Genomic DNA, 12928 nt, shown 5'->3' with positions numbered 1-12928 from the left:
CAATTGATGGCGCACTTGGGAAATCAAACGCATCGCCAGCAAGGAGTGGCCGCCGAGTTCGAAGAACTGGTCATGACGGCCCACCTGTTCCAGATCGAGCAGGTCTTGCCAGATCTGCGCCAGCGCAATCTCGGTCTCACCTTGCGGCTCCACGTGTTCGCGGCTGGCATAGGCATTGGCTTGCGGAGCCGGCAAGGCGTTGCGATCAAGCTTGCGGTTCGGCGTCAACGGCAGTTCATCAAGCAGCACGAACGCGCTTGGCAGCATGTACTCGGCCAGCTGCGGTGCCAGTTCGGCGCGCAGCTCAGCGGCTGTAAGCTGGCTTTGCGGCTGGGCAACCACATAGGCCACCAGGCGTTTGTCTCCCGGATTGTCTTCACGGGCGACCACCACCGCCTCCTTGACTCCGGCGCAATTGCCCAGGCGTGCTTCGATTTCGCCCAGCTCGATGCGGAACCCGCGCACTTTGACCTGGAAGTCGTTACGGCCCAGGTACTCGATACGGCCGTCGGCCATGTAGCGCGCCAGGTCACCGGTTTTGTACATCCTGGCGTCAGGGTCGTTGCTGAACGGATCCGCGAGAAAACGCTCGGCGTTGACTTCGGCAAGGTTCAGGTAACCGCGTGCCACGCCGTCGCCACCGATGAAAATCTCACCGGCCGCGCCATACGGCACCGGCTGCTGGTGGCTATCAAGCAGGTAGATGCGGGTATTGGCCATCGGCTTGCCGATGGTCGCGTTGCCACTGCCTTCGCTGCCGGCTACAGCATCGTGGCTGACGTAAGCGGCGGTGCAGGACACCGTCGCTTCGGTAGGGCCGTAAGTATTGATCAGACGAGTGTGCGCCGGGCGCACTTCGTCCCAGAGCTTGAGCTTCTGTGCCGACAGCGCATCGCCAGTGACGTTGATCAGACGCACATGTTGCAGGCTCTGAGCCGCCAACTGCGGTTGCTTGTGCCATTCGGCCACCAGTGTGTGCCAGTGCGCAGCGGTCAGGTGCAGGACGGTCGGATGAATGCCGTGAGTTTCAGTCCCTTCGCTGCCGAAGACCTCGCGGCTCGGCGCCAGGGTGGCACCCGCCAGCAAGGCCGGGAAGATCTCCTCCACAGACAGATCGAAGTTCAAGGTGTTCTGTTGCAGCACGGTGTCGCTCTGGGACAGGGCAAACAGCCGTACCGCATCGACGCTGTAGTTGACCAGACCGCGATGTTCGATCATCACCCCTTTGGGATTACCGGTGGAGCCCGAGGTGTAGATCACATACGCCAGGTTGCGCACGCCAAGGGCTTCCACCACCGGGTCGTCGTCACGCCCGGTAAAGGTGGTGCGTTGATCTTCGTCGAGCAATACCAGCGGCAATTTCAGTGTCGGCAAGCGCATCTGCAGATCACACTGAGTGAGCAACGCCGATGGCGTACTGTCCTCGATCATGTAAGCCAGGCGCTCGGCCGGGTAGGCCGGGTCAAGAGGTACGTAAGCCGCGCCCGCTTTAAGCACACCAAGCAGGCCGATCATCATTTCCACGCCGCGCTCGACGCAGATCGCCACCCGATCATCAGGGCCAATGCCCAGACCGATGAGGTGGTGAGCCAGACGGTTGGCCTGGTGGTTCAATTCGGCATAGCTCAGGCGCTGCCCTTGGAAAGCCACGGCGATGGCATCAGGTTGCGTCCGTACCTGTGCTTCAAACAGGTGTTGAATGCACAGGTCCGTCGGGTAGTCCTGGCGGTTCTGGTTGAAAGTCTCCAGTAGCCGGTTGCGCTCGGCGGCGGGCAGCACATCCAGCTGCGTAACGGCCATTTGCGGTGTGTGCGCCAGCGCGTCGGTCAGTTGTTCCAAGGCACACTGCATCATGGCGCACAGGCGTTGCGGATCCGCAGGCTGCACGCCGTGTATCACCAAATCGAGGTCACGACCGTAATCATTGACCGACAAGCACAACGGGTAGTTGGTGCGCTCGGAGCTGTCGAGCAGGCGCAGGCCCGGCCATTGCAACTGGCTGTCCTGACCCTGGTGCCGGTAGTTGAGCAGGCTGGAGAACAACGGCACCGCCGTGGACACGCTACTGCAACGCTGGGCCAGGGCCAATGACGCCTGCTCGTGGCTCAGTAACTCGCTGAGATCACGGTGGGTGGCCATGACCAGCTCGTGCGCGCCTTGCGCGGCCAGTTGCACGCGAACCGGCAGGGTGTTCATGAACATGCCCATGGCCCGCTCGGCGCCGACCGTACCTTGCAGGCGGCCAGTGACCACGGTGCCGAACACCACATCATCGCGACCGGTGCAACGGGCCAGCACCTGAGCCCAGGCGACATGGAACAGAACCGCCGGGGACATGCCGCGTTCCCGGGCCTGAGTCCGGATACCTGCGCAGAGGTCACTGCTCAATGCCAGTTCTGTCTCTTCGACGTCATTGCCGTCGCCCTGAACTTCCACCAGGTCGAACGGGACGGTGGGTGAGTCGACATCAGCCAGGCGGCGGGTAAAGTAAGCTTCGTGGGCACTTGAAGGGATGGCGAGGGTCTGTGCGACAAACTCCCGATAAGGCTGCGGTGGCAGCAGGTCTGCGCCCTGGCCGCGCATCAGCAGGCGAATTTCTTCGAGTATGAGCTCCAGGGTGACGTGGTCGCTGACCATGTGGTGATCAAGCAGCGCCAGTAGCCAACGATCCGAGTTTGGGTCGCCGGCAACGTAGGCCAGCAGTAGCGGTGCCTGTCGCAGGTCAAGGCGCAGATGACTTGGATCAGTTAGACGATCCACTTGGCTGAGTGCGTCTTCATCCGGCGTCAGGGTGAGGGTATGTACCGAAAATTGCGCCTGGCGGTGCACCACTTGCACCGCTTGCGGCAGGCCGTTCCAATGCACCGAACTACGCAGGACATCATGGCGGTCGATAACCGTTTGCAGGCCCTCAAGAAAGGCATCGAGACGCGCACGGCAGTCGAACTCGATCATCGAGCGCATCAGGTAGGCGTCGCGTTCACGATTCAGCAGGTAATGGAACAGGATGCCTTCCTGGAGCGGTGCCAGCGGGTAGATGTCCTGGATATTGGCGGCTCCACCGGGAACGGCCGAGGTGATCAGTTCAATATGAGCGGCGCTCAGTTCCACCAGCGGCAACATGTCTGGGGTTAATTGCGTGCAGTTGGCCGGAATGCGGTTGGCCGGTGCCTGGAACAGAGTTTGTTTGTCTTGGCTGATGGCCAAGGCCATTTCACGCACGGTAGGCGCAGTGAATACAGTCTTTACGTTGAGATTCAGGCCCTGCTTGCGCAGACGTTCGATCAGAGAGACGGCCAACAGTGAGTGGCCACCCAGTTCAAAGAAATGATCGTGACGACCGACCTGCTCGACATCCAACAGGTCTTGCCAGATAGCCACGATCTGCTCTTCGGTCTCGCCTTGCGGGGCTTCGTAGCCACGGCTGATCAGCGCATCAGCATCCGGGGCTGGCAAGGCCTTGCGATCAAGCTTGCGGTTCGGCGTCAACGGCAGTTCATCAAGCAGCACGAACGCGCTTGGCAGCATGTACTCGGCCAGTTGCGGTGCCAGTTCGGCGCGCAGCTCAGCGGCTGTAAGCTGGCTTTGCGGCTGGGCAACCACATAAGCTACCAGGCGTTTGTCTCCCGGATTATCTTCCCGAGCGATCACCACCGCCTCTTTTACCCCGGCGCAATTGCCCAGACGGGCTTCGATTTCACCCAGTTCGATACGGAAACCGCGCACCTTGACCTGAAAGTCGTTACGCCCCAGGTACTCGATCCGACCGTCGGCCATGTAGCGCGCCAGATCACCGGTTTTGTACATCCTGGCGTCAGGGGCGTTGCTGAACGGATCCGCGAGGAAACGCTCGGCGTTGACCTCGGCAAGGTTCAGGTAACCGCGTGCCACGCCGTCGCCGCCGATGAAAATCTCACCTGCCGCGCCATACGGCACCGGCTGCTGGTGGCCATCAAGCAGGTAGATGCGGGTGTTGGCCATCGGCTTGCCGATGGTCGCGTTGCCACTGCCTTCGCTGCCGGCTACAGCATCGTGGCTGACGTAAGCGGCGGTACAGGAAACGGTGGCCTCGGTAGGGCCATAGGTATTGATCAGGCGAGTATGCGTCGGGCGAATCTCATCCCAGAGCTTGAGTTTCTGCGCCGACAGTGCGTCACCTGTGACGTTGATCAAGCGCACATGCTGCAGACGTTGCTCAGCGACCTGCGGCTGCTTGTGCCATTCGGCCACCAGCGTATGCCAGTGCGCAGCGGTCAGGTGCAGGACGGTCGGATGAATGCCGTGAGTTTCAGTCCCTTCGCTGCCGAAGACCTCGCGGCTCGGCGCCAGGGTGGCACCCGCCAGCAAGGCCGGGAAGATCTCCTCCACAGACAGATCGAAGTTCAAGGTGTTCTGTTGCAGCACGGTGTCGCTCTGGGACAGGGCAAACAGCCGTACCGCATCGACGCTGTAGTTGACCAGACCGCGATGTTCGATCATCACCCCTTTGGGATTACCGGTGGAGCCCGAGGTGTAGATCACATATGCCAGGTTGCGCACGCCGAGGGTTTCCACCACCGGGTTATCGTCGCGCTCGGTAAAGGTGTTGCGCTGATCGTTGTCGAGCAACACCAGTGGCAAGGTCAGGGTCGGCAGACATTCCTGCAAGTGACGCTGTGTCAGCACCGCCGACGGCGTACTGTCTTCGATCATGTAAGTCAGGCGATCGGCCGGATATGCCGGGTCCAGTGGCACGTAAGCAGCACCGGCTTTGAGCACACCGAGCAGGCCGACCATCATTTCCACGCCGCGCTCGACGCAGATCGCCACTCGATCATCCGGGCCAATGCCCAGGCCGATCAGATGATGAGCCAGACGGTTGGCCTGACGGTTCAATTCGGCATAGCTCAAGCGCTGCGCCTGGAAAGCCACGGCGATGGCATCAGGTTGCGTCCGTGCCTGTGCTTCAAACAGGTGCTGAATGCACAGGTCTTTCGGGTAGTCCTGATGGTTCTGGTTGAAGGTCTCCAGCAGCCGGTTGCGCTCGGCGGTAGGCAGCACATCCAGCTGCGTAACGGCCATCTGCGGTGTGTGCGCCAGCACGTCGGTCAGTTGCTCCAAGGCACACTGCATCATGGCGCACAGGCGTTGCGGATCCGCAGGCTGCACGCCGTGTATCAACAGGCCGATGTCACTGCCGTAATCGTTGACCGACAAGCACAACGGGTAGTTGGTGCGCTCGGAGCTGTCGAGCAAGCGCAGGCCCGGCCATTGCAACTGGCTGTCCTCGCTCTGGTGCCGGTAGTTGAGCAGGCTGGAGAACAACGGCACCGCCGTGGCCATGCCACTGCAACGCTGAGCCAGGGCCAATGACGCCTGCTCATGGCTCAGTAACTCGCTGAGATCACGGTGGGTGGCCGCGACCAGTTCCTGGGCGCCTTGCGTGGCCAGTTGCACGCGAACCGGCAGGGTGTTCATGAACATGCCCATGGCCCGCTCGGCACCTATCGTGCCTTGCAGGCGGCCGGTGACCACGGTGCCGAACACCACATCATCGCGACCGGTACAACGGGCCAGCACCTGAGCCCAGGCGACATGGAACAGAACCGCCGGGGACATGCCGCGTTCCCGTGCCTGAGTCCGGATACCTGCGCAGAGGTCACTGCTCAATGCCAGCTCGGCTTCTTCGACGTCGTTGCCGTCGCCCTGAACTTCCACCAGTTCGAACGGCACGGTGGGTGAATCAACATCGGCCAGACGGCGGGTGAAGTAGGCTTCATGGGCACTTGCAGGGCTGGCGAGGGTCTGTGCGACAAACTCCCGATAAGGCTGCGGTGGCAGCAGTTCTGCGCTCTGGCCGCGCATCAGCAGGCGAATTTCTTCGAGTATGAGTTCCAGAGTGGTGTGGTCGCTGATCATGTGGTGATCAATCAGCGCCAGTAGCCAACGCTCCGAGTTCGGGTCGCCAGCAATGTAGGCCTGTAGTAGCGGTGCCTGTTGCAAATCCATACGCAGACGGCCTGGATCACTGAGACGATCCACCTGGCTGAGTGCGTCTTCATCCGGCGTCAGGGTGAGAGTATGTACCGGCAACTGCGCCTGGCGGTGCACCACTTGCACCGCTTGCGGCAGGCCGACCCAATGCACCGAACTGCGCAGGACATCATGGCGGTCGATAACCGTTTGCAAGCCCTCGAGAAAGGCGTCAAGACGCGCACGGCTGTCGAACTCGATCGTCGAGCGCACCAGATAGGCGTCGCGTTCACGATTCAGCAGGTAATGGAACAGGATGCCTTCCTGAAGCGGCACCAGCGGGTAGATGTCCTGGACATTGGCGGCTCCGCCGGGAACGGCGGAGGTGATCAGTTCAATCTCATCAACGCTCAGTTTCACCAGCGGCAACATGTCTGGCGTTAGTTGCGTGCAGTCGGCCGGGATGCGGTTGGCCGGAGCCTGGAACAGGGCTTGTTTGTCCTGGCTGATGGCCAAGGCCATTTCACGCACGCTGGGCGCAGTGAATACAGTGTTTACGTTGAGATTCAGGCCCTGCTTGCGCAGACGGTCGATCAGAGAGACGGCCAGCAGTGAGTGGCCACCGAGTTCGAAGAAATGGTCGTGACGCCCGACCTGCTCGACACCCAGCAGGTCTTGCCAGATAGCCACGATCTGCTCTTCGGTCTCGCCTTGCGGGGCTTCGTAGCCACGGGTGATCAGCGCATCACCGTCCGGGGCTGGCAGCGCCTTGCGATCCAGCTTGCCGTTCGGCGTCAGCGGCATTGAGTCGAGCAGCACATAGGCCGTCGGGATCATGTAGGCCGGCAGTTGTTCCTGCAACCAGGCGCGCAGGCTGTCGATGTCTACCGAAGCATGCTCTGCGATCAGGGTGTAATAAGCCACCAGGCGTTTATCGCCCGGCACATCTTCACGAGCAGTGATCACTGCTTCATGGACCGCCGGGTGTTTGGCCAGAGCGGCCTCGATTTCGCCGATCTCGATACGCAGGCCGCGAATCTTCACCTGAAAGTCATTGCGCCCCAGGTATTCCAGCGCGCCATTGGCCAGCCAGCGACCCACGTCGCCGGTTTTGTACAGGCGTGCCTGCGGATCGCTGGAAAACGGGTCGGCGATGAAACGCTCGGCACTTAGCTCCGGCTGGTTCAGGTAACCCCGTGCCACGCCGATGCCGCCAATGTGCAGCTCGCCCGCCACGCCCAGCGGTTGCAGCTGGCCCAGGGCATTCAGCACGTGCATCTGAATGTTCGCAATCGGACGGCCGATGGGCACGCTTTCGCCAGGATCCGTCGGACGGCATTCCCAGGCAGTCACGTCGATGGCCGCTTCGGTCGGGCCATACAGGTTGTGCAGCTCAACGCCCTTGAGGTGTTGCTCGAAGCGGCGCTGCAACGCACGGGGCAAGGCCTCGCCGCTGCACAGCACGCGGCGCAGTTGCGGGAAGTCGCGGGTTGAGCGGTGTCCCAGAAACACATCGAGCATCGAGGGCACGAAGTGCAGCAGGGTAATACCCGCGTCACTCATTACCTGCGCCAGGTAGTCAGGGTCCTGATGGCCACCGGGACGAGCCATGACCAGCTCGGCACCGGCCAACAGCGGCAGGAAAAACTCCCAGACCGAAACGTCGAAGCCGAATGGGGTCTTTTGCAGCACACGATCGTTGCTGTCCACGTGATAGGCGTCACGGGCCCAGAGCAGGCGGTTGACCACGCCCAGGTGTTCATTCATCACGCCCTTGGGCTGCCCGGTTGAGCCCGAGGTGTAGAGCACGTAGGCCAGATGATTCGGCTGCAGGCCCAGGGCCCTGGCATCCGGGTTAGCGGACGACTGTGCGGCAAGCTGGGCGCTCTCCTGATGGTCATTCAGGACCAGTATCGGCAGCGTAATGTCCGGCAGGTTGTCTTGCAGATCCTGAGTGGTCAGCAGCGCCTGCGGCGAGCTGTCCTCAAGCATATAGGCCTGGCGGGCGCTCGGCAGGTCAGGGTCGATCGGCACATAGGCGCCACCGGCCTTGAGGATACCCAACAGCGCCACGACCATTTCCGGGCCGCGACGCAGGCTGACCGCGACACGCGTATCCGGCTCAACGCCCAGCTCGATCAGACGATGGGCAAGCTGGTTGGCCTGTTGGTTGAGTTCGGCGTAGGTGAGCAGCGGACCGCTGTCGCCGCTTACGGCGCAGGCATCCGGACGCTGGTCGACCTGTTGTTCGATCAGTTGGTGGATCAGAACATCGCGCGGATAAGGGTGGGCGGTGTCATTGAGGCCCGCCAGCAACAGCTCGCGCTCATCGTCCGGCAGTATCGACAGGCTGTTCAGCGCAGCTTGCGGCGTATGTTCCAGCGCTTCCACGATGCTGCGCAGTGCAACCTGCATGTACTCGCCGATGCGCTGGGCATTAATTTGCTGGACGGCCTGAATGGTGAGCGTGAAGTCATCGCCCAGGTCATCGACGTTCAGGGTCAACGGGTAGTTGGTATGGTCTTCGGTGCCGAAGGACTCGATCCCTTCCCAGGCGGTGGCAGCTTCTGCCGAAACATCGCTCACGACGCTGTGCCGGTAGTTGAGCAATGCACTGAATAGCGGCGTTGGTGCGGCCACACCGCTGCAACGCTGGGCGAGTACCAGCGGAGCATGCTCATGTCCGAGCAAAGAGGTCAGCCGCTGGTGGGTCGCCTTCAATCCCTCGGCCACTGTCGTCGCGTCGATATTGACGCGTAGCGGCAAGGTGTTGATAAACATGCCCAACGCACGGTCGGCGCCATCACCGGCCTGCATACGGCCCAGCAGTACCGTACCGAACACCACCTGTTCACGGTCGGAGACATTGCCCAGCACCCGCGCCCAGGCCAAATGCATCAGGCTCGCGACGCTGACGCCTGCCTGCCGGGCCTGAGCCCGCAAACGCAGGTTCAGTTCGGCCGCCAGGGTCACGCTGGCCTCTTCGAGGTCGCGGCCGCCGTCCTGCACATTCTGCAAACCGAACGGCAGCGTCGGCTCATCGACGTCGCCGAGCATCTCGCGGAAGAACGCTTCGTGCTGTGCCTCGCTGACACCCAGGCGAGCCTGGGCGACATAGTTGCGATACGGCACTGTCTCACCCAACGCATTACCCTGACCGAGCAGGTGCGCCTGAATTTCATGCAGTACCACGGTCAGGGAAGTGGCGTCGCTGACCAGGTGATGGGACAGCAACATCGCCAGCCAGCGGTCGTTGACCGGGTCATGGCTAACGACAATGCGCATCAATGGCGCATTACGCACATCAAGGCGGTAATGCCGACGGTCGAAGCGCTGGTGTAATTGCTCGTCAACCGGGCCGTCTGCAGGGTCGAGGCACAACTCGGTGACTTGCAGTTCAGCTTGACGCAGCACGACTTGCACCGGTTCGTCGAGGTCTTCCCACAGCACTGCGGTGCGCAGGATATCGTGGCGGTTTATCACGTCTTGCAAAGCGCCGCTGAAATCGTCCAGTCGCGCCCGGTCAGATAGCGCAAACAGTGCTTTCAGGGTGTAAGGGTCGCCCTGTTCGGCACTGATATGGTGGTAAAGGATCCCCGCCTGCAACGGTGCCAGCGGGTAGATGTCCTGCACGTTGGCAGCACCGCCGGGCACGTCCTGCACCACGTGGTCGATCTGCGCCTGAGAGAGGTTGATCAGCGGCAACATCTGCGGGGTGATACGGTCGCAACGTTCGGGAATCAGGTTGGCCGGCACCACGATTTCCGAGTCACCACCGGCTGCTGCCGCCAATGCCGCCACGGTCGGTTGGCCGAACAGCACATGCACATCGGCACTCAGGCCGACCTGGCGCATGCGTTGGATCAGCTTTACCGCCAGCAGCGAGTGGCCACCCAGTTCGAAGAAGTGATCATGACGACCGACCTGCTCGACCTTGAGCACGTCGGCCCAGATCGACGCCAGCAGGGTTTCCACTTCGCCTTGCGGCGCTTCGTAACCACGGCTGATCAGCGATTGCGTATCCGGAGCAGGCAGGGCCTTGCGATCCAGCTTGCCGTTTGGTGTCAAGGGCAGGCTGTCCATCTGCACAAAAGCGCTGGGAACCATGTATTCGGGCAGGTGTTCAAGCAACTCTTTACGCAGGTTTTCGGCGGGTGTCGGTTCGCCACACAAGTAGGCCACCAGACGCTTGTCGTCCGGATGTGCAGGGTCATCTGCGCGGGCAACCACTACCACTTCACGCACACCGGCGCACAAGGCCAGGGCGGCCTCGATTTCACCGATCTCGATACGCAAGCCGCGAATCTTCACCTGAAAGTCATTGCGGCCCAGGTATTCCAGCGCGCCATTGGCCAGCCAGCGACCCACGTCGCCGGTTTTGTACAGACGTGCCTGCGGATCGTTGGAAAACGGGTCGGCGATAAAACGCTCGGCACTCAACTCTGTCTGGTTCAGGTAACCCCGCGCCACGCCGATGCCGCCAATGTGCAGCTCACCGGCCACGCCCAGCGGTTGCAACTGGCCCAGGGCATCCAGCACGTGCATCTGAATGTTGGCAATCGGACGGCCGATGGGCACGCTTTCGCCAGGATCCGTCGGACGGCACTCCCAGGCAGTCACGTCGATGGCCGCTTCGGTCGGGCCATACAGGTTGTGCAGTTCAACGCCCTTCAGGTGTTGCTCGAAGCGGCGCTGCAACGCGCGGGGCAAGGCCTCGCCACTGCACAATACGCGGCGCAGTTGCGGGAAGTCGCGATTCGAACGGTGTTCCAGAAACACATCAAGCATCGAGGGCACAAAGTGCAGCAGGGTAATGCCCGCGTCACTCATTACCTGCGCCAGGTAATCCGGCTCCTGATGGCCACCGGGACGTGCCATGACCAGCTCGGCACCGGCGAGCAATGGCAGGAAAAACTCCCAGACTGACACGTCGAAGCCGAACGGGGTCTTTTGCAGCACACGATCATTGCTGTCCACGTGATAGGCGTCACGGGCCCAAAGCAGGCGGTTGACCACGCCCAGGTGTTCGTTCATCACGCCCTTGGGCTGCCCGGTGGAACCCGAGGTGTAGAGCACGTAGGCCAAATGATTCGGCTGCAGGCCCAGGGCCTTGGCATCCGGGTTGCCGGTTGGCTGCTCGGTCAGTTGCGCGTTGTCATCGCGACCATCGAGTACCAGCACCGGAAGGTCCAGGGCCGGCAGGTTGTCGTGCAGATCCTGAGTGGTCAGCAGCGCCTGCGGCGAGCTGTCCTCAAGCATATAGGCCTGGCGGGCGCTGGGCAGGTCAGGGTCGATCGGCACGTAGGCGCCACCAGCCTTGAGGATACCCAGCAGCGCCACGACCATTTCCGGGCCGCGACGCAGGCTCACTGCGACCCGTGTATCCGGCTCTACGCCCAGTTCGATCAGACGATGGGCAAGCTGGTTGGCCTGTTGGTTGAGTTCGGCGTAAGTGAGCAACGGACCGCTGTCGCTGCGCACCGCGCAGGCATCCGGACGCTGGGCGACCTGTTGTTCGATCAATTGGTGAATCAGAACATCGCGGGGATAGGCGAGGGCGGTTTCGTTGAAAGTGGCCAGTTGCTGATGCTCGTTCCTGCTCATCAGCGGAAAGTGCGCCAAGGGCGTGTCGTGTTGATTCAGCACAGCTTCAAGCATGGCGAAGATGCGCTGCTGTACGCGTTGCGCTTCCTCGAAGGTGAAGTAAGCCGTGTTGAAGTTGAAATCCAGGTGGACGTCTTCAGAGGGATGGTAATCGCGTACGAAGATCGCCATGGGCGTCTGCTCGTAACCGTTGTCCAGCATCAGCACCCGCGCAGGGTCATCGCAGCCGAACGTGACGTCACCATCGAAGCTTTCGAATGACAGTGAAACATCGAACAACTGGTGGCGTCCGGTTTGCGCCAGCCGCAGGCTACGGTTGAGTTCGGCAATCGGGAAACGCTGGTGGCGGTAAGTGCGACGTAGTTGCGTGCCGATGTTATTCATCAGGTCGACCAGCGTTTCATGCGGGTCGAAGCCCACGCGAATCGGGCTGACCGAAGAAAACATGCCGATGGTGGCCTTCTGACGAGCACTGGTACGGTTATGCACCGGCATACCGACAACGATCTCATCGACGCCTACAGTGCGGCAGAAATAGGTGCTGATCACGCCGACCAGTACATGAGCCACGGACAAGTTGCATTCGCTGGCAAACCGAGTCAGCGCGTTATAAAGCGCGCGGGGCAACATGGCTTGAACCTGGTCACTGGGGGCTGGAACGCTGGAAAGGCCCGCCTTGAAATCTGCCTTGCGTTGCAGCAGAACCGGCGGCAGTTGCGCGTAGGCCTGCTCCCAGAACAGTCGATCACGCTCGTAGCGAGAAGACGTCATGTAGGCCTTGTCTTCCTCAAGGAACGAGAGGTAAGAAGATCCCTCGACAAGCACTTCCTTGCCTTCCAGCAAGCCCGAGTAGACATCGTCCACGGCATGCGCGATCAGCACTGCACCGATGCCGTCGGCAACCAGGTGGTGCAAGCGATTGAACCAGTAATAGAGCTGCGGCCCGCAACGAACCAGACGCGACTCCCAGAGTTGTCCGGTCATTGACTCAAAGGGTTGGCGGAAGGACTCGCGCAGATGCGCAATGGCATGCTCGACGTTGCCGTCGACCTCAGGCAAGTCGGTCACTTCAAGCTTGAACGGCGCCTCGGACAGCACCCGCTGGCCGCCCATCCCGCTCTCGTGACTGAAACTCAGACGCAGCGCGTCATGGCTGTCGATGACCCTCTGGATGGCGTTCTCGAACAGTGCAATATCGATGTCGCCCTTGATCTCCAGAGTCATGCCGATGTTGTAATAAGGCAGGTGCGGATAGGCGAGCTGATCAAGCCAGATACCTTGCTGAACCGAAGCCAACGGAAGAGGCTCTTGCTCTTGCGTGCACAGATTGTCGATCAACGAATTCATCTCAAAGCACCTGTTTGCGAAATCA

General features: G+C 61.3%; 1 protein-coding gene (only partly in view). It reads right to left on the bottom strand.

Annotated features, from left to right (window positions below; genetic code table 11):
* Positions 1-12903 carry the 5' end (the start) of a syringomycin E biosynthesis non-ribosomal peptide synthetase SyrE gene (gene syrE, locus JOE33_RS01070; RefSeq protein ID WP_209924020.1) on the bottom strand. 15468 nt of this gene lie to the left of the window's left edge, so the window shows 12903 of its 28371 coding nt (coding positions 1-12903); its start codon is at positions 12901-12903; its stop codon lies beyond the left edge, outside the window.
* Between the last annotated feature and the right edge of the window lie 25 nt (positions 12904-12928).

The sequence above is a fragment of the Pseudomonas sp. PvP027 genome (assembly GCF_017833005.1).
Classification (GTDB): domain Bacteria; phylum Pseudomonadota; class Gammaproteobacteria; order Pseudomonadales; family Pseudomonadaceae; genus Aquipseudomonas; species Aquipseudomonas congelans.
This window is presented reverse-complemented; position numbering and strand designations above follow the sequence as displayed.